The organism is Stenotrophomonas sp. YJH_SMC_46, assembly GCF_059370315.1.
This window is the reverse complement of the sequence record NZ_JCAFTO010000005.1, coordinates 19855-41557: the sequence shown is the minus strand read 5'-3', so window position 1 is coordinate 41557 and position 21703 is coordinate 19855. Positions and strand designations below refer to the sequence as shown.

At 68.7% G+C, this 21703-nt stretch carries 17 protein-coding genes; 7 read left to right on the top strand and 10 right to left on the bottom strand.

Going from position 1 to position 21703, the window contains the following annotated elements; genetic code table 11:
- Positions 1 to 12: 12 nt before the first annotated feature.
- A complete protein-coding gene (locus AC5P8C_RS15920; protein ID WP_019658784.1) occupies positions 13 to 984 on the bottom strand; it encodes a LysR family transcriptional regulator in 972 nt (323 codons plus the stop codon).
- 91 nt (positions 985 to 1075) lie between these two features.
- On the opposite strand from AC5P8C_RS15920, the gene AC5P8C_RS15915 reads away from it, so the two are divergent.
- Positions 1076 to 2083 (top strand): zinc-binding alcohol dehydrogenase family protein, encoded by a 1008-nt coding sequence (locus AC5P8C_RS15915; RefSeq protein ID WP_495219076.1) that lies wholly within the window; start codon positions 1076 to 1078, stop codon positions 2081 to 2083.
- Between the two features lie 153 nt (positions 2084 to 2236).
- On the opposite strand, the gene AC5P8C_RS15910 is transcribed toward AC5P8C_RS15915, so the two are convergent.
- Complete coding sequence (locus AC5P8C_RS15910) at positions 2237 to 2842, bottom strand: glutathione S-transferase family protein (protein ID WP_111099194.1); 606 nt, start codon at positions 2840 to 2842, stop codon at positions 2237 to 2239.
- Between the two features lie 45 nt (positions 2843 to 2887).
- On the opposite strand from AC5P8C_RS15910, the gene AC5P8C_RS15905 reads away from it, so the two are divergent.
- From AC5P8C_RS15905 to AC5P8C_RS15895, 3 genes are all read left to right on the top strand, one after another.
- Positions 2888 to 4444 (top strand): DNA recombination protein RmuC, encoded by a 1557-nt coding sequence (locus tag AC5P8C_RS15905; RefSeq protein WP_019658781.1) that lies wholly within the window; start codon positions 2888 to 2890, stop codon positions 4442 to 4444.
- 71 nt (positions 4445 to 4515) lie between these two features.
- Positions 4516 to 4911: a hypothetical protein gene (locus AC5P8C_RS15900; protein ID WP_019658780.1), complete on the top strand. Its 396-nt coding sequence runs from the start codon at positions 4516 to 4518 to the stop codon at positions 4909 to 4911.
- Positions 4912 to 5036: 125 nt separating this feature from the next.
- A complete protein-coding gene (locus AC5P8C_RS15895) occupies positions 5037 to 5582 on the top strand; it encodes a glutathione peroxidase (RefSeq protein WP_010487473.1) in 546 nt (181 codons plus the stop codon).
- A gap of 85 nt (positions 5583 to 5667) precedes the next feature.
- On the opposite strand, the gene AC5P8C_RS15890 is transcribed toward AC5P8C_RS15895, so the two are convergent.
- The 6 genes from AC5P8C_RS15890 to AC5P8C_RS15865 are packed head-to-tail and all read right to left on the bottom strand — an operon-like array spanning position 5668 to position 9764.
- Positions 5668 to 6681: an MlaA family lipoprotein gene (locus AC5P8C_RS15890; protein WP_019658778.1), complete on the bottom strand. Its 1014-nt coding sequence runs from the start codon at positions 6679 to 6681 to the stop codon at positions 5668 to 5670.
- A gap of 1 nt (position 6682) precedes the next feature.
- A complete protein-coding gene (locus tag AC5P8C_RS15885) occupies positions 6683 to 6994 on the bottom strand; it encodes an STAS domain-containing protein (RefSeq protein WP_019658777.1) in 312 nt (103 codons plus the stop codon).
- Positions 6984 to 7646: an MlaC/ttg2D family ABC transporter substrate-binding protein gene (locus AC5P8C_RS15880; protein WP_019658776.1), complete on the bottom strand. Its 663-nt coding sequence runs from the start codon at positions 7644 to 7646 to the stop codon at positions 6984 to 6986. Before AC5P8C_RS15880 ends, AC5P8C_RS15885 begins: the two co-directional genes overlap by 11 nt.
- Positions 7643 to 8167, bottom strand: a complete 525-nt coding sequence (mlaD, locus tag AC5P8C_RS15875; protein WP_021203289.1) for an outer membrane lipid asymmetry maintenance protein MlaD — start codon at positions 8165 to 8167, stop codon at positions 7643 to 7645. The genes AC5P8C_RS15880 and mlaD overlap by 4 nt, the downstream gene beginning before the upstream one ends.
- Before the next feature lie 59 nt (positions 8168 to 8226).
- Positions 8227 to 8976, bottom strand: coding sequence for an MlaE family lipid ABC transporter permease subunit (locus AC5P8C_RS15870; protein ID WP_005414955.1), 750 nt, complete (start codon positions 8974 to 8976; stop codon positions 8227 to 8229).
- Positions 8976 to 9764: an ABC transporter ATP-binding protein gene (locus tag AC5P8C_RS15865; RefSeq protein ID WP_014039019.1), complete on the bottom strand. Its 789-nt coding sequence runs from the start codon at positions 9762 to 9764 to the stop codon at positions 8976 to 8978. Before AC5P8C_RS15865 ends, AC5P8C_RS15870 begins: the two co-directional genes overlap by 1 nt.
- 189 nt (positions 9765 to 9953) lie before the next feature.
- Between AC5P8C_RS15865 and recC the strand changes: the two genes are divergently transcribed.
- Genes recC through recD form a run of 3 tightly spaced genes read left to right on the top strand, consistent with a single transcriptional unit; the run spans position 9954 to position 18858 of the window.
- Entirely contained in the window at positions 9954 to 13301 is a 3348-nt protein-coding gene (gene recC / locus AC5P8C_RS15860; RefSeq protein WP_495219075.1) for an exodeoxyribonuclease V subunit gamma, read from the top strand.
- Entirely contained in the window at positions 13298 to 16978 is a 3681-nt protein-coding gene (gene recB / locus AC5P8C_RS15855) for an exodeoxyribonuclease V subunit beta (protein WP_495219074.1), read from the top strand. The genes recC and recB overlap by 4 nt, the downstream gene beginning before the upstream one ends.
- Positions 16975 to 18858, top strand: coding sequence for an exodeoxyribonuclease V subunit alpha (gene recD, locus AC5P8C_RS15850; RefSeq protein WP_495219073.1), 1884 nt, complete (start codon positions 16975 to 16977; stop codon positions 18856 to 18858). The genes recB and recD overlap by 4 nt, the downstream gene beginning before the upstream one ends.
- Before the next feature lie 309 nt (positions 18859 to 19167).
- Here recD and AC5P8C_RS15845 read toward each other — a convergent pair whose 3' ends face one another.
- Both AC5P8C_RS15845 and AC5P8C_RS15840 read right to left on the bottom strand, forming a co-directional pair.
- Positions 19168 to 19566: a hypothetical protein gene (locus AC5P8C_RS15845; RefSeq protein ID WP_233653339.1), complete on the bottom strand. Its 399-nt coding sequence runs from the start codon at positions 19564 to 19566 to the stop codon at positions 19168 to 19170.
- A gap of 94 nt (positions 19567 to 19660) precedes the next feature.
- Positions 19661 to 21700 (bottom strand): FUSC family protein, encoded by a 2040-nt coding sequence (locus tag AC5P8C_RS15840; RefSeq protein WP_495219072.1) that lies wholly within the window; start codon positions 21698 to 21700, stop codon positions 19661 to 19663.
- Between the last annotated feature and the right edge of the window lie 3 nt (positions 21701 to 21703).

Genomic DNA, 21703 nt, shown 5'->3' with positions numbered 1-21703 from the left:
CGGTGTTCTCTCTTACGCGGGGCCGCCATTGTCGGCCAGCACCACGGCGGAGGACAGGGGGCCGGTGGGGCCAACCGGCATGCCAGACAGCAGCGGTTGCAGGTGCTGGCGCAGCTGCGCGTGCAGCTGCCGCACCGCGGGTGAGAACTGCTTGCGGTGCGGGCACACCAGCTGCAACGGGATGTCGCTGCCAACACCGCCCAGCAGCAGCTGCAGGCGCCCGGCCAGAACGTCCTCGCGAAGGTCCAGCCAGGACTTGTAGGTGATGCCTTCGCCGGCCACGGCCCAGCGCCTTACAACATCGGCGTCGTCGCAGACCAGGGGGCCGCGCACGGCAACCACGGTACGACGCCCATCGACGTCGAAAGACCAGCGATCGTAGGCACGACCGCTGAGCTGGTAGACCAGGCAATCGTGCTCACGCAGATCTTCCAGGCGCGTGGGCGTGCCACGCCGCTGCAGGTAATCGGGCGAGGCGGCCAACACGCGGCGGTTGCCTTCCAGCAGGGGCAGGGCGACGTAGTTGGCGTCGTCGAAGTGGCCGATGCGGATGGCCACGTCGACCGGGTCGCGGAACACATCGGCCACTTCATCGGACAGGCGCAGGTGCAGGCGCAGCCGGGGATGCGCCGCGCGGAACGCGCTCAGCCAGGGCAGCAGCAGGTTGCGGCCCAAGTCCGACGGCGCCGACAGCTGCAGGGTGCCGTGCAGTTCGGCGTCCTCGGCCTGCACGCGCGCCTGGCCCTCGCGCAGGGTGGCCAGCACGTCCTGTGCGTAGGGCAGGTACAGCGCGCCCTCGCCGGTCAGGCGCAGGCTGCGGGTGGTGCGCACGAACAGGCGCAGGTCCAGCTCGCGTTCCAGCCGCGCCACTGCCGCAGCGACCTGCCCCGGCAGCAGGTCGGCCTCGCGGGCCGCTTGCGAAAAGCTGCCCAGCGCAGCAGTGCGGACGAACAGCTGCAGATCGTCGAAACGGATCATCTTCATCGCCAGAGTGAAAGTGCTGCCCGATTCTGCGCCTTTCCGAGGGACCGCGCGCGGCGCAACCTGTCGCCTCCTCCCCCACTGGACCGCTGCCATGCGCGCCATTGCCTACACCCAAGCCGGCCTGCCGATCGATGATCCCCAGGCCCTGATCGACCTCGAACTGGAGTTGCCGCAGCCCGGCCCGCGCGACCTGCGCGTGGCGGTGCGCGCAGTGGCGGTGAACCCCGTCGACACCAAGGTCCGCCGAGGCGTGGCCACCGACGGCCCGCGCGTGCTGGGTTGGGATGCGGTCGGCATCGTCGATGCGGTGGGCAGCGAGGTGAGCCTGTTCCAGCCCGGCGATGCGGTCTACTACGCTGGCGTCATCGATCGCCCGGGCAGCAATGCCCAGTACCAGTTGGTGGACGAACGCAGCGTCGGCCGCAAGCCGGCCAGCCTCGATGACGCCGCTGCCGCCGCACTGCCGCTGACCGCGATCACCGCCTGGGAGCTGCTGTTCGACCGCCTGCGCATTCCCGAGGACGGGGGCGAAGGCCAGACCCTGCTGGTGATCGGCGCTGCCGGTGGTGTCGGCTCGATCCTGGTGCAGTTGGCGCGGAAGCTCACCAGGCTGACCGTGATCGGCACCGCCTCGCGCCCGGAGACCCAGGACTGGGTGTATGCGATGGGCGCCCACCATGTGATCGACCACTGCCTGCCACTGGCCGAGGGCCTGGCGCGGCTGGGCATCAGCGAGGTGCAGCACGTGGCCAGCCTGACCCATTCCGACCAGCACTACGCGCAGATCGTGGAGCTGCTGGCGCCGCAAGGGCAGTTCGGCCTGATCGATGACCCGGGCCAGGTGGATGTGATGGCGCTCAAGCGCAAGGCGTTGTCACTGCACTGGGAATCGATGTTCACCCGCCCGCTGTACCGGACGGTGGACATGCAGCGCCAGCACGACCTGTTGAACCGGGTGGCCGAGCTGATCGATGCCGGCGTGCTGCAGACCACGCTGGGCGAGCACTTCGGGCGCATCGACGCGGCCAACCTGCGCCGTGCCCATGCGCTGCTGGAGAGCCATCGCGCCAAGGGCAAGATCGTGCTGGAAGGCTGGTAAGGCTCCTGTAGAGCCGAGCCCACGCTCGGCTGCCGTTCGCGCGTGGGCGTCAGCCGAGCATAGGCTCGGCTCTACGGAGCTTCATCCACACATGGCGTGGATCAGCCGTGTCGACCAGGGTCGACACCTACCAACAGCTGCGGGAGCCACCGCTCACGCCACGCCGTTGTCGACGTGTTCGGCGAAACCGGGCTGCTCTCGCAGGCGCTCGAACCATGCGACGAGGTGGGGCAGCGCGGGCTTGCTGCCCGGCGTGCTGCGCCAGCGTTGGGTCGACAGCCCCAGCACGATATCTGCAAGGGTGAAGGTGCTGCCCGCCACATAGGCATCGGTGGCGGCCAGCTGGGCTTCAAGCACACCCATCAGCCGGTTCCACTGCGCCAGGCTGGCCTCGGCGCGGGCATCGTCCGGATAGTCCGGATGCTGGCGCACGCGCGCCATGAACACGTGGCGCCAGGCACTGTTGAGATCGCTGGCCTGCCAGTCCATCCACTGCTCCACCCGCGCACGGGCCTGCGCCGCACGTGGCAGCAGATCCTCGCGTCCGGCGCGCGCGGCAAGGTAGCGGCAGATGCTGTTGGATTCCCACAGTACGAAGTCGCCATCGCGCAGCACCGGCACCTGCCGGTTGGGGTTCAGCGTGGCCAGCAGGTCCGGCGGGGGGGCCGGTTCGTGGTGCAGGGGCAAGTCCAGACCGGCGCACAGCCATAGCACCTTGCGCACATTGATGGAGGTGGGCTTTCCGTACAGAGCGAGCATGGTCCTGACGCAGCAGCTGAGACTCGGCCAGCCTACACTTGCCCCATGCAAACCGAATACCTGCTCATTGCCGGCCTTCTATTGGCCGTGCTCATCCTGCAACTGGTCGCCCTGCTGCGCCGTCCGCCGCATGACCGCCTGGAACAGGCCGTGCGCGAGGAGGCCCGCGCCGGGCGCAGCGAACTGCGCGAACAGCTCGATGGCTTCGCCCGCGCGCTGACCGATCTGTCCACCCGCACCGACCAGCGCCTGGACCTGCTGCGCGAAGCGCTGGGCGAAGATGCCCGCAAAGCCCGCGCTGAAGTGGCCGACAGCCAGCAGCGCGGCGCAGCGTTGATGGGGCAGCGGCTGCAGGAACTGCGCGGCCAGCTGGAGACCTTCGGCCAGCAGCAGGAGGCACGCATCCATGCGTTTGGCCAGCAGCTGCAGGAGCTCACTGCGCGCACCGATACCCAGCTCGGGGCACTGCGCCAGACCCTGGTGGACGATGCACGCAAGGGCCGCGAGGAGGGCGCGCAGTCGCAGCAGCGCCTGACCGACAGTCTGGGCCTGCGCCTGCAGGAACTGACCCAGCGCAACGAGCAGCGCATCGCCGAGATGCGTGCCACGCTGGAGGAACAGCTGCGCGCGCTGCAGAACGACAACGCCCAGAAGCTGGAGCAGATGCGCCACACCGTGGACGAGAAGCTGCAGTCGACGCTGGAAACGCGGCTGGGCAACTCCTTCAAGCTGGTCTCCGAGCGCCTGGAACAGGTGCAGCGTGGCCTCGGCGAGATGCAGCAGCTGGCCACCGGCGTGGGCGACCTCAAGCGCGTGCTGACCAACGTCAAGAACCGCGGCAGCTGGGGCGAAGTGCAGCTGGAGAACATCCTCGAGCAGACACTCACCCAGGAGCAGTACGCGCGTGCGGTGAGGGTGCGCCCGGATAGTGGCGAGATGGTCGATATCGCCGTGCGCCTGCCGGGCCGCAGCAGCGACGACACGCCGGTGTGGCTGCCGATCGACTCCAAGTTCCCGCGCGAGGATTACGAGCGCCTGCTGGACGCACAGGAACAGGGCGATGCCGAGGGCGTGCGCCTGCAGGGCATCCAGCTGGAGCGCGCGGTGCGCGTGCAGGCCAAGTCGATCTGCGACAAGTACATCGTGCCACCGCACACCACGGACTTCGCGGTGATGTTCCTGCCCACCGAAGGCCTGTATGCCGAGGTGATCCGGCGCCCGGGCCTGGTCGACCTGCTGCAGCGCGAGCACCGTGTGGTGGTGGCCGGACCGACCACGGTCACCGCGTTGCTCAACAGCCTGCAGATGGGCTTCCGCACCCTGGCCATTGAAAAGCGATCCAGCGAAGTGTGGGGCCTGCTGGGTGCGGTCAAGAGCGAGTTCGGGAAGTTCGCCGGCATCCTGGAAAAGGCCGAGAAGCAGATCACTACCGTTGGCCGCAGCATCGGGGAGGCCAGCCGCAAGACCCGTACCATCGAACGCCGCCTGCGTGGCGTGGAGTCGCTGGCGTCCGAACAGGCGCAGTCGCTGCTCGGCGACCTGGCCGAGGGTGATGCGGTGGCCGAGGAGGAAGGCAGTGACGGCGAGGGCGACGAGGCCTGAGCCACACTGACACGCCGCCTGCATCGCCGATGGGTATGCTGGCGGCCTGTCCGCTTCGACCAGGTACCGCCATGCGCCTGCCCCGCTTCACCAGCCTTGTCCTGACCGCGCTGCTCGCCGCCTGCAGCAGCACGCCAACGACCGTGGACACGACCACGCAGGCCGCCTCCAGCACCCCCGAAGCGGACGAGGCGTACCGCGAAGCGCGCGACGTGGACTGCCAGGCCGCCGGTGGCACCCTGCAGCGGCTCGGCCGGCTGCAGCGCGAGCAGTGCGTGATTCCCTATGCCGACGCCGGCAAGGCCTGCAGCCGCAAGAGCGACTGCAGCGGCCAGTGCCTGGCCACGGGCGACGTGGCCGCCGGCAGTGCCGTCACCGGTACCTGCCAGCGCGACGTGCGCCAGAACTTCGGTTGCCGCCAGCGCATTGATGACGGCAAGGCGCAGGGCACGATCTGCGTGGATTGAATCCTGCCTGTAGAGCCGAGCCCACGCTCGGCTGATGCCACAGCAGCCGAGCGTAGGCTCGGCTCTACAACCGCGCGCACAGCGCTATGCTGGTGGGCCATTTCCCGCTGTTGCCGGAGCCCCACGTGAGCACCCCGATCCAGGACATTTCCCTCACCACCATCGACGGCCAGCCGTCCTCGCTTGCCGACTACCAGGGCAAGGTGCTGCTGCTGGTCAACGTCGCCTCCAAGTGCGGCCTCACTCCGCAGTACGAAGGCCTGCAGGCGCTGTATGCGGAAAAGCACGCGCAGGGCCTGGAAGTGCTGGGCTTCCCCGCCAACAACTTCCTCGGCCAGGAGCCGGGCAGCGAGGCGGAGATCCAGCAGTTCTGCCAGCTCACCTACGACGTCAGTTTCCCGATGTTCTCCAAGATCAGCGTGGCCGGTGATGACACCCACCCGCTGTACCAGCAGCTGACCGCCGCCCAGCCGCAGTCGATCGGCGAAGGCCCGCTGCGTGAGCGCCTGGCGAGCAAGGAGATTCCGATCCACGCAGCACCGGCGGTGCTGTGGAACTTCGAGAAGTTCCTGGTTGGCCGCGACGGCAAGGTCATCGCGCGCTTCGCCCCGGACGTGGCTGCCGATGACGCGCGCCTGCGCGAAGCCATCGAGGCCGCGCTGGCGGCCTGAGGAAAGCGTGCCAACCAGGGTTGGCGCCTACCGGAAAAGAAAAACCCCGCCGAGGCGGGGTTTTTTCATGCACGGGCTGCAGCGATCAGTTGCTCCAGTTCGGCATCGGCATGGCATCGACCGGGATCGGCGAATTGGCATCGTCGTGGCCACGGTCGCGCTTGCTGCGCAGATCGTTCTCGATCTGGTAGTTGCGGCGCTGCATCCACGCATCGCGTACCAGCGAGTACTCGTCCACAGCGGTGTCACGCAGGTTGTCGACCGCCAGCAGCTGCGCGCGGGTATCGACCAGCTGCAGGCCCTGCAGGCCGATGCGGACCTTGTCCTCCTCGATGCGGCGGATCGGCGACAGCGGAATGTCACCGGCCAGGCCGAATACATCGCGTACGGTGCGCGGGCCGAAGAACGGCAGTTCCACGTAGCGCGAACGCCGCCAGCCCCAGGCACCCAGGGTCTGGCCGAAGTCCTCATTGCGACGCGGCACCATCGCCTTGCTGGCCGGATCGAACAGGCCGCCGATACCCAGCGTGCTGTTCATCAGGAAGCGGCCGAGGCTGTCCCAGGCATCGGCACCGCGGCCCTGCAGCAGCTGGTTGGTGATGGTCACCGGTGCGCGCAGGTTGCTGAAGAAGTTGCTGACGCCGGTGCGGGCGAAGCGCGGCACCACGTGGGTGTAGGCGGTGGCCAGCGGACGGGCAATGCCGCGGTCGACCGCGTTGTTGAACTTGTGCACCTTGCGGTTGAACGGTTCCCATGGGTCGTAGGCTGCCGCACTGCCGGTGTTGCCGCTGCCGCCATAGAGGGCATCGAAGTCGTCATCACCACCGGGGGCGGTCGCCGCTGCGGCCCTGGCCGCATCGGTGTCGGCGCCGCGGGCCGGTACGGAGGGTGGCGTGGCCGGTGCAGGGGCGGCAACCACGGCTGCGGCCGGCGCGGCATCAATCGTAGCGGTATCGGCGGTGGGGGCGGAGGCCTCGGCGACGGTGCTGGCCGGGACCACGGTACTGGCTGCCGGTGCATCGCTGCGTGCGGGCTTGCCGGCGCAGGCGGTCAGCGCGGCGGCCAGGACGATCAAGGGGAGAGTGCGTACGACGTTCATGTCAGCTCGCAGCAGAAGTAGCGTTGAAATCCAGATCGGGCGACAGCCGGTAGGCTGCGCTCAGCTCGTTGTAGCCGGCCGGCGCGCCGGAGACGACCAGTGGGTGACCGCTCCTGCGCGCGCGTGCGGCCAGCTCGGCCAGCAGCGCCAGGCCGGCGCTGTCCACGCGGTCCACCTCGCCCAGCTCCAGCCGTGACAGCGTTGCCGGCAGGGCCTGCAGCTGCGGCCACAGCGAGATCACCGCGGCACGGTCGAGCACCCCGCGCAGGCGCAGGGTGTCGCCTTCCAGCAGTGCCAGTGCGTTACTTGCCATTGCCCGCGGGCCCGGCCTGCATGCTGCCGCTGTGCAGTTCGCTGGCCACCTGCTTGATGCCCTTCTGGCGCAGCGGGGTATCGAACTGGTTGCGGAAGGTCTGCACGTAGGAAATACCTTCAATGTTGACGTCGAAGATCTTCCACTGGCCGTTCACGTTGCGCATCCAGTACTCGACCGGAGTCGGCTCGTTGCCGGCGCGCACCAGTTCGGTGCTGACACGCACGCCACGATTGCCCGGCAGCGGGCTTTCACCCTTCAGGCGGAAGCTTGGCTTGCCTTGGATGTTGAGCAGGGTCGAGCCGTAGCGCTGCATCAGGCTGTCCGCCATCGCATCGGCAAACAGCTTGATGTCGGCGTCGGAAGCGCCGCGGGCGTGCGGGCCCAGCACCAGACGCGCGGCGTAGTCGCGGTCGAAGGTGCGGGTCAGTTCGCTGTCGATGTAGCTGCGCAGGCTGGCCGGGTTGCTGGTGAACTCGCTCTTTCGCTGCTGCAGCGTGGACAGGATGCGGCTGCTGGCATCGATCACCACCTTGCCGGCCTGGCTCTGCGTTGCGGCAGTGGCAGGTGCGGCGGCCTGGGCCTGGGCCAGGAACGGGGTGGCTGCCAGCAGCGCCGAGGCGAGCAGGGCCGGGATCAGTTTCATTTTCATGGTTGCGGTTCCGTTGCAGGCGCCTGCGCGCCATCGTTGGGCTTCTGAGCAGTGCCGCCACCGGCGCCGCCACTGAACATGTACTTGCCGACCAGCTGGATCAGGTCCACGGCCGGCTGGGTGAAGACGATCTCGTCGCCGGCCTTCAGCACGTCCGGGTCACCGCCCGGCTGCAGACCGATATAGCTCTCGCCGAGCAAACCACTGGTGAAGATGCCGGCCGAGGTGTCCGCCGGCAGGTCCTTGACCTTGCTGTCCATGCGCAGCGTCACGATGGATTCGAACTTCACCGGGTCCAGGTCGATCGAAGCGACCTGGCCGACGGTCACGCCGCCGATCTTCACCGGCGCCTGCTTGCGCAGCTGGCCGACCTGGGAGAAGCGCGCCTTCAGGTCATAGCCCTCACTGCCCCAGCTCCAGCGCTGGTTGGTCGAGGCCACGGCCAGCACCAGCAACGAGGCCAGAGCCAGCAGCAGGAAGGCGCCGACAGAGAATTCAAGTCTGGGACCGCGGATGGCCATGTGGATTACCTGATCGAGTCGTGGTGGCCGCGCGCGCCTGCGCACCGCCGGTGGAGGGGTTAGGTGAACAACATTGCCGACAGCACGAAGTTGAACATCAGCACCAGCAGCGAGGCGTTGACCACCGCACGGGTGGTCGCCACCGACGTGCCTTCAATGGTCGGCTCGGCGTGGAAACCAACATAGGCGGCCACCAGCGCGGCAGTGCCGCCGAAGATCGCCGACTTCAGCATCGCCACGCCGAAGTCGTCCCAGAAATCCACGCTGTTGCGCAGCGCCGACCAGAACACGCCGTTGTCCAGGCCCAGCACGTGCACGGCTTCGAAGTAGCTGGCGCTGATCGCCAGCGAACAGAAGATGCCGGTCAGCAACGGCACGGTCAGCACCGCCGCCCAGAAGCGCGGCGCTACCGCCTTGGCCACCGGGTCGATCGCCATCAGCTCCAGCGCCTTGATCTGGTCGGTGGCACGCATCAGGCCCAGTTCGGCAGCGATCGAGCTGCCGGCGCGGCCGATGAACAGCAGCGCGGTCAGCACCGGTGCCAGCTCGCGGTACAGCGACAGGCCGAGCAGGGTCGACAGCGCGTCGGCCGCACCGAAGGTGGTCAGCGTGCGGTAGCCCTGCAGCGTCAGCACCAGGCCGACAAAGGCACCGCCGACGGCGATGATGGGCAGCGAGCGCGCGCCGATCTTGTAGATCTCGCGGGTCAGCTCGGCAAGGAAATCACGCGTGGGCAGCGAACCGCGCAAAACGGTCAGCGAGAAAAGGCCGGCGCGGCCAAGCGAACGGGTGGCTTGGACGAACGGCATCAGGCGACCCTCGCGCGCGGCGCGGCATCGAACGGGATGGGGCCATCGGGCTGGCCATGCAGGAACTGCCGCAGCAGCGGGTCCTGGCTGGACTGCAGCGCCTCGGGCGTGCCCTGGAACACGATGCCGCCATTGGCAATCGCGATCACCTGGTCGCAGATCGGCAGGGTCTCGTGCACGTGGTGGCTGACGATGATGCTGGTCAGGCCCAGGCTGTGGTTGAGACGCTGGATCAGGCTCATGATCACCCCGGAGGCGATCGGATCCAGCCCGGTCAGCGGCTCGTCGTAGATCATCAGCGGCGGGTCCAGCGCCAGCGCACGGGCCAGCGCCACACGGCGCGCCATGCCGCCGGACAGCTCGCGCGGCCAGGCATCGGCGGCGGCCAGCAGGCCCACCGCATGCAGCTTCATTTCCACCAGGCGGCGCAGCACGGCGGTCGGCAGGCGGGTGTGCGTGCGCAGCGGCAGGGCGACGTTTTCGGCCACGGTCAGGTCGGTCAGAAGGCCGTTGCCCTGCAGCAGCACGCCCACGCTCTTGCGCATTTCCAGCAGTGCGCCGCTGTCATGCGGGATCGGCTTGCCGAACAGGGTGACCTCGCCAGCCACCGGGCGCAGTTCGCCGGTCAGTGCCGCCAGCAGGGTCGACTTGCCGCTGCCGGACGGACCGAGCACGGCAGTGATGCTGCCCTTAGGCACCTGCAGCGACACGTCGCGCAGGATCGTGCGCCCGCTCCGGTCGATGCGGACGTTGGATAACTGCACCAGACTGGAGGTGGAAGCCGACATGGGCACCATTAACGTTTTTTAGACATCGAAGGATCGGGCCCGTCGGCTGAACATAAGCAGACTGGACGGTCCAGTATTGTTGCACGGCAAGGCCTCGCGTAGGCCGGGACAATCGGCCGGCGGGCCGGAACAATCCGTACCGCTGGCGGGCCAACCATTGAATACTGCCTGCCGTGCTGCACACTGTGCATGATGAGTGACCCGGGCAGCGATTTCCGCCTCTACCATTCCAATTCCCTGGACGTGCTGGCCGCGCTGCTGGCGCGCAACGTGCGTGCGCCGGTGCAGGGCCAGCCGCTGCTGGCGCCGGAAGTGGTGCTGATCCCGCAGGTGGCGATGCGGCGCTGGCTGCAGGCGACACTGGCCGCGGAATTCGGCGTCGCCGCCAACCTCCAGTTCCTGACCCCCGGCGAGTTCGTGGCGCGGGCGCTGAAGGCCAACGTCAGCGGCGAGCAGGACGATCTGGACGCGGCCGGCCTGCACTGGAAGCTGTATCAGGCACTGCGCGACCCGGCGCTGCTGGCGCAGCCGCCGATGCGCGCGCTGCAGTCCTATCTTTCCGGCGATGACGCATTGAAACCGTGGGCGCTGGCCGGCGAGCTGGCCTCGGTGTTCGAGAAGTACCAGGCCTGGCGCCGCGACTGGCTGCTGCGCTGGGCAGCCGGTGCCGATCCGGCCGACCCGCAGGCGATCCTGTGGCGCACCATCACCCGCGGTCACGACTACCGCGCCCGCCGCATCCAGGAGTACCTGGACCGCTTCGAAGGCGCCGGCCAGCCCCTGCCGCAGGGCCTGCCGCCGCGCATGTCCGCGTTCGCAACGCTCAACATCTCGCCTGACGTGCTGCGGGTGATGGCCACCCAGGCCCGGGTAGGCGAGCTGCACTTCTATATGCCCACCCCGGTGCAGTCGTACTGGGGAGATCTGCAGACGCTGGCCGAGCGCCTGCGCAGTGGCGCACCGGATCCCTTCGGTGAAGCAGCCGGCGAGAACCGGCTGCTGGAAGCGTGGGGTGCGGCCGGGCGCGACTTCATGGCGGTGCTGGGCAGTTACGAGGTGGTGCATCCGGCCGGCGAAATCGCCGCCTATTCCGATCCGGAGGAGGACACCGGGCCAAGCCTGGACGAAGGTGGCCTGTCCGACAGCCTGCTGCATCGCCTGCAGCGTGACCTGTTCCACCGTCGCGCGCTGCCCTCGGGTGAACTGCGCGACGGCCTGCGCAGCGACGACCCCAGCCTGCAGGTACACGCCTGCCACACCCGCCTGCGTGAGTTGCAGGTACTGCACGACCAGCTGCGCAGCCTGCTGCAGGACCCGCGCTTCGACCCGCCGCTGCAGGCACGTGAGATCGCGGTGCTGGCGCCGGACATCGATCCCTATGTGCCGTACCTGGAAGCGGTGTTCGGCAGTCGCGGCGGCGAGGAGGAACACATTCCTTATGCGCTGGCCGACAGCAGCCCGCTGGCGGGCGAGCCGCTGGCCGATGTGTTCGTGCATCTGCTGGGCCTGCCGGTCTCGCGCTTTGGCCTGAACGAAGTGCTGGACCTGTTGGCCAGCGCCCCGCTGGCCGAAGCGGCCGGGCTGGAAGCGGTGGACTTCGACCGCCTGCATGGCTGGCTGCAGCAGGCCGGTGCACGCTGGGGCCTGGATGCGAAACACCGCAACCAGCACAAGGCACCGGCCGACGACGCCTACACCTGGCAGTTCGCGCTGGATCGCCTGGTACTCGGCCATGCCACCGGCAGTGAGGCTGACCTGGCCGGTGTGGCGCCGTGGATCGAACTGGAAGGCGGCGCGCTGGACGCGCTGGACCGGCTGCTGCGCCTGTTGCGCGTGCTGGCGATCTATCAGCGTCGCCTCGGCGAGCTGCTGACCCCGGCGCAGTGGCGGCAGCGCCTGCTGTCGCTGCTGGACGCACTGCTGCCCACCGCGCCCAGCTCGCCCAACAGCCAGCGCGCGCTGGAGCGCCTGCGCAAGCTGCTCAACCAGTTCGCCGACGATGCCGCCAAGGCCGGTTTCGAAGACGGCGTGCCGCCGGAGGTGGTGCGTTCGCACTTCGCCGGCGTACTGGGGGAGGCCGATACGCGCGCACCGCTGCTGACCGGTGGCATCAGTTTCGGCCGCATGGTGCCGATGCGGCTGCTGCCGTTCCGGGTGATCTGCGTGCTCGGACTCAATGATGGCGATTTCCCCCGCCGTGACCCGGCCGCCGGTCTCAACCAGCTCACCGCCGAGCTGGATACGCCGCGCCGCCGTCCGGGCGACCGCTCCACCCGCGAGGATGACCGCTTCCTGTTCCTGCAGCTGTTCGCGGCCGCGCAGGAGGTGTTCTATCTCAGCTATCTCGGCGCCGATCCGCGCGATGGCAGCGTGCGTGAGCCGTCGGTACTGGTCAGCGAACTGATCGACGCCGCCGCCGCATATCACCTCGATCCGACTGCGGCGGTCCGCGACTTCACCGTGCGTCACGCCTTGCAGCCGTTCTCGCCAGCCGCGTTCGGTGATGGCGATCCACGCCGCTTCAGCTATCGCCGCCAGTGGCATCCGGCCGCCGGTCGCCTGACCGGCCAGCGCGGTGGCCTGCAGCCGTGGTTCGATGCACCGTTGCCGCCGCCGCTCGACGATGCGGTGGAAGAGGAGGTCGCGCTCGATACCCTGCGCCGCTTCCTGTGCGACCCGGCCGGGCAGTTCCTCGCACAGTCGCTGGGCCTGCGCCTGGCCGACGATGTCGAGGAGGTCGATGACCTGGAACCGCTGGTGCTTTCGTCGCGCGGGCCGGAAAAGCGCAGCGTGCAGGCGGCGGTGGTACGCGCCACGCTCAGCGGCGATGCCGAGCCGTTGTACCCGCGGTTGCGCGCGCGTGGCTTGCTGCCGTCGGGTCCATTGGGCGAGCGCCAGTTCGAGGTGGAGCAGTTGAAGACACGCCCGTATGCCAGTGCGCTGCTGGGCTGGATGCAGGGCGAACCACTGGAAAGCCGTCGCTACGAAGTGGACATCGATGGCGTGCGCCTGCATGGCCGCGTGGCCGATCGGCATCCCGAAGGGCTGGTGCGCCTGCGTGCCGGCACACTCAATGGCAATGCAGTGATCCGCCACGGCCTGGACTGGCTGCTGGCGAACGCTGCGGGCGATGCGCTGCCGCTTGTGCAGTTCCATGACGGCGGCGATGCCGGTCCCGGTCCGCACGTGCTGCCGGCATTGAGCGTTCCCGCTGCACGTGCTGCGCTGCGTGCGCTGCTGCAGCTGCGCCAGCGTGGCCTGCGCGAGCCGCTGCGCTTTGCTCCGTACACCGGCTGGGTGCTGTACAACGCGCCGGCAGAAAAGCAGCGCAGCGAAGGCTGGAAGCAGTGGCACGGCAGTGACCGCACCTGGGGGGAATCCAGAAGTGACGCGTGGCAGCTGCTGCTGCGCGGTGCCGACCCGTTCGCCACCGATGCCGGCTACGCCGACCTGCTGCGCAACAGCCAGGTGGTCTTCAGCGCGGTGCGCGAAGGTCGCGCTCTCGGCACCGAAGCACGCCAGGAGGGCAACGCATGAACACCGCCATGGCCGAAGACGGCATCGAATCCCTCAGCCGTGATCCCTACCTGGCCCTGCCGCTGGACGGCATCCGCCTCATCGAAGCCAGCGCCGGCACCGGTAAGACCTTCACCCTGGCCACGCTGTTCACCCGCCTGGTGGTGGAGCAGGGCCTGCGCATCGGCCAGATCCTGGCGGTGACCTTCACCGATGCCGCCACCCAGGAACTGCGCAAGCGCATCCGCGAGCGCCTGGCGCTGGCCGCGCGCCTGGTCGACCTGGAAGCGGCCGACGGTGAAGCACCGGAGGTGCGATTGACCCGCGACGTGCTGCAGCGCCATCTGCAGGGCGGCACCGAAAGCGCCGGCGCATTGAAACGCCGCCTGCAGGTGGCCGCAGACGAGATCGACCTGGCGTCCATCTTCACCATCCACGGCTTCTGCACCCGCGTGCTGCGCGAGCATGCGCTGGAAAGCGGCCATACCTTCGACCCGCCGGAACTGCTGGCCAGTGACCGCGAGCTGCTGGAGGAACTGGCAGCGGATCTATGGCGCGTGCATGCCAATGACCCGGCCACGCTGGAGCCGCTGACCTGGCTGTGGTCCAACCCGGACGCGCTGGCCGCCGATCTGCGCGCGCTGCTGGCCGCGCCGCCACTGCATCCGTTGCCGCAGCCGGTGGCGTTGCCCGATCCGCATACGGCCCTGCAGGGAGCGGCGGAAGAGCTGTCTGCACGCGTGCGCGAACACGGCGAGCAGTTCTTCATCGACCTCTGCGATGCGGTCGACAACAAGTGGCTCAACGGCGTGTCCTACAAGCTGGGCTGGCTGCATCCGCTGGGCCGGCAGCTGTTGGCCTGGGCCGAGCGCGCCGACCCGCGCGAGCTGCTGATCAGCGAACGCCTGCCGGCGCTGCTGCCGGAGGCGTTGGCCACCAAGACCAACAAGAAATTCGCCGAGCGCACGCCGTCGTCGCCATTGCAGGCACCGTTGGCGCGCTATGTCGTGCTGCTGGCCGAACGCGATGCCTGGTTGCGTGCCACCGCATTGAATTTCCTGCACGCGCTTCGCGCCGACGCCACGCAGCGGCTGCAGGCACTGAAGCGCGTCCGCCGGGTGCAGACCTACGACGATCTGATCGATGGCGTAGCGCTCGCCCTGGAAGGCCCGCAGCGACTGACGCTGGTCAGGCAGCTGCGCGCGCAGTACCGCATCGCGCTGGTTGATGAGTTCCAGGATACCGACGATCGCCAGTGGGGCATCTTCCACACCGTGTTCGGTGATTCGCCGGAGGTGCGCGAGCTGGGCCTGGCACCGGCGTTGTTCCTGATCGGCGACCCCAAGCAGGCGATCTACGGTTTCCGCGGCGGTGATATCCACACTTACCTGAAGGCCAAGCAGGTGGCGCAGCAGGCGCCGGTACTGGACCAGAACTTCCGCTCGCGACCCGCTGTGCTGCGCGCGCTGCAGGCGCTGTACGACAACGCTGGCGAAGACGCCTTCCTCGAACGCGACATCCAGTTCGAGCCGGTGCGGCCCGGTGGCGTGCGCAGCGATGCGGACTACCAGCGCGACGGCCATGCCGCCGCGGCGCTCACCCTGCGCGTGCTGCGCAGTGGCGGTGACAAGGCGATGAGCGCCGATGCCTCGCGCGATGCGGCGACCCAGGCCTGCGTGGCCGCGATTCACCAGATCCTGGTCGAGGCGCGTGCGGGCAATGCCGTGTTGCGTGGGCGCCCGGTGCAGCCCGGTGACATCGCGGTGCTGGTGCGCTCGCATCGCGAGGCCACCCTGGTGCAGCGCGCACTGGCCGCGGTCGGCATTCCGGCAGTGGCAGCCGGCAAACAGAGCCTGTTTTCCACGCCTGAAGCGCGTGATCTGCGTGCGCTGCTGCTGGCACTGCTGCAACCGGCCGACGAGGGCCGCCTGCGCGCAGCGCTGGCCACGGTACTGCTCGGCCAGCGCGCAAGTGCGATTGCGGCGATGGAACGCGACGGCGACCTGCAACGCGGGTTCCAGGCGCAGCTGCTGCACTGGCGAGAGCGCTGGCAGCGCGGCGGGCCGTTCGCGGTGATCGCCGATGTCTGTGCCGCGCAGGGCGAGCGTCTGCTGGCGCTGATCGATGGCGAGCGCCGCCTCACCAATTACCTGCAGCTGGGTGAACTGCTGCAGGAAGCCTCCGCGCAGGCGCTGGGCATGCACGGGCTGCTGGACTGGTTGCAGGGGCAGATGGCCAGCGCCGACCAGGATGACGAGCAGCAGCTGCTGCGCCTGGAATCGGATGCGCGCCGCGTGCAGATCATCACCCTGCACAAGAGCAAGGGCCTGGAGTATCCGCTGGTGTTCCTGCCCTTCGTCGGCATCGACGGCGGCGCACCGAACACGGCCTCGCACTGCACGGTGCATGTGGGCGGCCAGCGCCAGCTGCACTGGAAGCTGGACAAGGACGAGGCCTGGGAAGCAGCTACGGCGCAGCGCGAACGCGAGCAGCGTGCCGAAGATGCACGCCTGCTGTATGTGGGACTGACCCGCGCCGAGCATGCGCTGTGGATCGCCGTGGGTGATCTGGCCGGGCTGGGCAAGACGCGTCTGGCGCCGCTGCTGGGCGACCTGCAGGCGCTGCGCGCACACGCCGATGTGCACATCGATGACAGTGATGCACCGGCCGCGCTGCCGCAGCTGGCGGCCGAAGTGGAAGGTGACCTTCCGGCGGTGCGTGCACTGACCCGGCGCGTGCCGCACGACTGGTGGGTGTACAGCTTCACCCAGCTGGCGCATGCCGATGCGGGCGCTGGCAGTGATATTGAAGCGGCCGCCACCGAGCTGCCGGCACCGGCGGCCGATGAACCGGCCGGCCCGGAGCTGCCACTGGAACCGGCGCTGCCCGAACCCACCGCGTCCGCCGAAGACAGTGCACCGCTTGATCCGCGTTTCATGGGCAGCCGCTTCGGTAACGTGCTGCATGAGGCAATGGAGAACGTCGACTTCGCCGCATGGGGTGACTGGCAGCCGGGCCTGGAAGCGCCCGAGGGGCAGGCCGAGGTACTGCGCAAGGCGCTGCACGACGAAGGCTATGCCGACGTCGACCTGGACGACGGCGTGGCGGTGCTGGTGCCGCTGGTTGGCCACACCCTGACCGTGCCGCTGCCCGAAGGCGGCGCGCTGCACAGCCTGGGAGAAGGCGAGCGCCGCGCCGAAATCGACTTCCATTTCGCCATCGAACCAACCACGGTGCCGGCCCTGCTGCAGGTGCTGCATGCGCACGGCATTTCCAGTGGTCGTCGAGGCTTCGGCCAGCGCCGCCGCCTGGAAGGGCTGATGACCGGCATGATCGACCTGACCTACGTGCGCGACGGTCGCTGGTATGTGCTCGACTACAAGTCCAACCGCCTGCCCGGCTACAGCCCGGACCTGCTGGCCATTGCCATGCGCCACAGCGAATACGATCTGCAGGCGCTGATCTACACCGTGGCCCTGCATCGCTGGCTGCGCTTCCGTCTGGGCGCGGCCTACGATTACGAGCGCGACATGGGGGGCATCCGCTACCTGTTCTGCCGCGGCCTGGATGCTGCCGGCAACGGCGTGCATGTGGACCGCTTCCCGTTCGCGCTGGTGGATGCGCTGGATGCGTTGTTCGCCGGTGGCGAGCAGGCCCAGGCCGAACTGGCCGCACGTGCGCGGGGGGCCAGCGCATGAGCCTGCTGAAGGAACTGCACCAGAAGGGCCAGCTGCGCACTCTTGATCACGCGTTGGCGACCAGCCTGCAGCGGCTGCGCGACGACACGCCCGAGAGTGTGGCGCTGGCGGCGGCGCTGGCCTCGCTGGCGGTATCGCAGGGCCACGCCGCGTTCGATCCGGCACAACCGCAGCGGTTGCTGGAAGGCGTGCCCGAGTGGCCTGCCGCGCACGACTGGATGGCACAGTTGCGTGCGTCGCCGTGGGTGGCGATACCCGAGCAGTCCGACGCCATCGCCGAGGATGCACCACTGGTGCTGGAGAACGGCCTGCTCTACCTGCGCCGTTATCGCGAGTACGAGCGTCAGTTGGCGGCTGGGCTGCAGCGCATCGGCCGGCATCCGCTGCCGGCGCCGGACATAACGGCGTTGGCGCCGCTGTTCGCGCAGCTGTTCCCGCAGGCATTGAACAGTGAAGATCACCAGGCACGCGCAGCCGGCGTGACCCTGCGCCATCCGCTGGCACTGGTCACCGGCGGCCCCGGCACCGGCAAGACCACCACCATCGCGCGCCTGTTGCTGCTGTTGGCAGCGCAGGCCCGGCAGGCCGGCCAGCCGCTGCCCGAGGTGGCGTTGGCCGCACCCACCGGGCGCGCTGCCGAACGCATGGCCGAGAGCCTGCGGCTGGCCGTGCAGCGCCTGCAGGAGGACGGTGTGGACCCGGCACTGTGCGCGGCACTGCCCAGTACCGGCACCACCCTGCATCGCCTGCTCGGCGTGATTCCCGATTCACCGCGCTTCCGCCACCACGCTGATAATCCACTGCCGGTGGATGTGGTGGTGGTCGACGAAGCGTCGATGATCGATCTGCCGATGATGGCCAAGCTGGTCGACGCGATCGCCAGCGGCACCCGGCTGATCCTGCTCGGCGACCCGGACCAGCTGCCGTCGGTGGAAGCCGGCGACGTACTCAGCGCGATCCTGCGTGCCAGCGGTGATGGCATCGGCACCCGCGCCGATGACGCGCAGGCGCTGCGTGGATTGCTGGCGCCGTCCACGCTGCAGCCCCAGGCCGAACCGCGCGCCTTCGCCGGCCGCCGCGTGCAGCTGCAACGTGGGTACCGGCAGACCGATGCACTGGTGCTGGCCCCGTTGGCAGATGCCGTGCGCGAGGGTGACGCCGGCGCCGCCTTGCAGCTGCTGCGCGGCGGTGAACTGGCCGGCGTGCAGTTCCATGAAGGTGAGGCCGACCCGCTGCGCGGCCAGCGCGAGCACCTGCTGGGCCATTGGCGTGCGTTGGCCGACGCCGCCGATCCGGCGCTTGCCCTGCAGCAGGCCGGGCGACTGCGCGTGCTGACCGCGCTGCGCGAAGGCCCGCAGGGCGCGCGTGGCCTCAACAGCCGTATCGAGCAGCTGCTGGCGGGCAACACCCCGGGCTACTTCCAGGGCCGCCTGCTGCTGGTGACCGAGAACAGCTACCGGCACCGCCTGTTCAACGGCGATATCGGCATCTGCCTGCGCGACAGCAGCGGCGCAATGGTGGCCTGGTTCCCCGGCGACACCGTCGAGCAGCCGCGCGCCTTCCACCCCGCAGCACTGCCCGCGCACGAAAGCGCCTTTGCGACGACCGTACACAAGGCACAGGGCTCGGAGTTCGATGAAGTGTGGTTGCAGCTGCCACGCCAGGACAGCCGCGTGCTGTCGCGCGAACTGGTCTACACCGGCCTGACCCGTGCTCGCCAGGAGCTGCATGTGGCGGGCAGCGCAGAGGTGCTGCAGGCCGCATTGAAACGCCACGCCAGTCGATTGGGTGGCCTGGCCTGGCGCTTGGGTGCGGAAGACGTGATCGAAGCACCATCGACACTGATCGAAGAACCGACGGTGCAGGGCCAGCTGTTCTGACCTCAGTCCTTCCAATTCCTCCAATCACAACGCGCACCTTCATCCACGCATGGCGTGGATCTACCGTGTCGACCAAGGTCGACACCCACCAGAAGCAAGCCATGCCATTCCGACAGATCGCGGGAAACTGTCGAAGGCGGGGTGGGTCCGGTTGCGGGGGCGTGAGCCGCATGGATGCGGCGACCGAGCTTACAGGGACGTACTTGCAGCGTCCCCCGCAATCGGACCCGCCCCGCGATCCCACGGATAGCCAGCTTTTGACGTTGACGTTGCATTGAGCAGGTGCAGGGTGAGGCCCTGCCGCCCCCCTCACTCCGCGATCAACACCAGCCCATCCGGAAACACGATCGCCGCTTCATCGGCACTCACGTCGAAGAAGCCCACGCCGTGCTTCTCGGCCAGGTCCTGCACGCGGCCGTGCGCGCGCTCGGCCACCGAATAGGCGAATGCGCCATAGATCACCTCGCGGCCGATGCTGTACTCGGTCACTTCGGCACGATCGTCATCGCCATTGCTCGATGGGCCGTTCAACGGCGGGAAGTCCTGCGCCATCTCCGCGAACCACGCCTGCAGCGCCGGGCTGCTGACCGCCGGGTCGTCGTACTCGTGGCGCTCGTTCCACTGCGTCTGCTTCTCGAACCAGGCGATGAAGGCCGCCGCCTCGCGTGGGGCCGCGCTGGCCTCGAACACCATCATGTCGTAACTCATTGAACCGTCCTGTGGGGATCGCGAGTGGCCGCCGGGCATGGCCCGGCGCTACCGAACCACGATGGTAGCGCCGGGCCGCGCCTGGCGGATCGCATTACACGGACGGCGATTCGGCGCCTTCCCATCCCGGCGCCAACGCCTTCGCCTCCGGGAACAGCGCGAAGCGCAGGCCGATCAGGCCCATCAGCGCCTCGTCGCGGGCCTTGCAGGCGCCCACGCTGCCGACCCGGCCCAGCGAGGTATCCAGCCGTTCGCGCAGCGCCTCGGCCGCCACCATCGGCTTGCGTGCGGCGATCTGCCGCCGGTAGTGCGCCGCGATTTCCTCCAGGATGTGCTCGACCGCCTCGCGGCTGCGCTCGGGCAGCTCCAGCCGCGCGCGGCGCAGCTGCAGGATGTTCAGGCCGATGCGCGCCTCATTGAGCATGTCCACCGAAGCGATGTCACTGCCCTCGGGCGTCGCCGCCAGGCGCGGGGCGAGCAGGCCCAGCAGGTCGAGCATGCGTGCGGCGAAGCGCTGCCGATCCTGCTGGCCGCGTCCTTCGGCGGCTTCGGCCAGCGTGGTCCAGCCCTGCCGCACCAGCCGGCGTGCGGTCCACTCGGCACCTACCGAACGGAACAGGCGGGTCATCACCACTGCAAAGCCAATGCCGATGAACATCGCGATCGACGAGTTGAGGAAGGTCTGGATGTTGGCGCTGTAGGTGTTCTGCAGGCTCAACAGCGCGGCCAGGTTCACCGTCAGCGGCAGCGCGAACAGCGCGCTCTTGGGGTGGTGCAGCATCAGCCCCAGCGGCAGGAACGCCACCGCCAGCACCAGTGCCAGCAGGCCGAAGTCGTGCACGGCCGGGAACACGCCGAACAGGTACACGCCGGCCACCACCGAGGCGACCATCGCCCACACCAGGAACGACACCATGCTCGGTGCCGGATCGTCCTGTGCGGCGAAGAACGCGGCGGTCACCGCGGCCATCATCGCGCCGTTGCCGCCGCCTTCCCATCCCAGCGCGATCCACAGCACGCAGTAGCTCATCAGCGCCGCGCCGGCACTGAGCGCGGAGAACAGCGCCATGCCGTAGTCGACGTGCTTGTCGGCGGCCACGCGTTCGGTGCGGATGCGGTAGTGCGCGCGGTCCAGCGGCGCGGTGCCGTGGTCGATGGCGTGCTGCAGGGTGCGGCAGTCCTGCCACAGGTCCACCAGTTCTTCCAGGCGCAGCAGCAGGCTGGCCAGCTGCAGGTGCTGCAGGTCGCGGTCCACCTGCGGCTTCAGCGCACTGATGCGTGCGCGCAGGCGGGCGTACTCGCTGGCATTGGTCGGCCCGTCGAGCCAGTCGTGGATGTCGTCGATCAGTTCCGGCAGGCCTTCCGGCAACGCCTGGCCATCGCTGCGCAACGCACTCAGGCGGTCGGCGATCGAGGACAGCACCGGCAACAGCAGCAGCATGCGCTCGCGCAGGCGCTCCATCGACACCGCCGACCCTGCATGGCGTGGATCATCGCGGCGCAGGAATTCGATCAGCGCCTCGAACTGCACCAGATCGGCGGCCAACCGGTTGCGTGGCGCGTGTGCACGGCCACGTTCCAGGATCTGCCGGCACCACTGCGCGGCGTCCTCCATCCAGTTGCCGATGCGGGCGCGCAGCATCGGCCGCACCGAGGCCGGGAACAGCAGCGAGGCGAACAGCACCGCCACCACCGTGCCGAGGATGATCTCCTCGCTGCGCGCCACCACCGTGTCGAAGATGGTTTCCGGCGAGGTCACTGCGGGGAAGCCGATGAAGGCGGTGGTGTAGCCGGCCAGCAGGAACGCGTAGCCGCGCGGGCCGCGGTTGAGCAGGGCCATGAACAGGCAGCCGGCCAGCCAGATCGACATTGCCGCGCTCAGGACCAGCGGAGTTTCCACCAGTGCCGGCAGCACCAGCAGGGTGGCCAGGCCGGCCACCAGGGTGCCGACGATGCGGTACACGCCCTTGGCGCGGGTGGGGCCCAGCAGCGGCTGGCTGACGATGTACACGGTGCCCATCGCCCAGTACGGGCGCGACAGGTTGCCGGCCATGGCGATGTACAGCGCGGCCACCGCGGCCAGGTAGGTCTTGATCGAGAACAGCCAGGCCTGGCGGTCGGTCAGCGCGTTCATGGC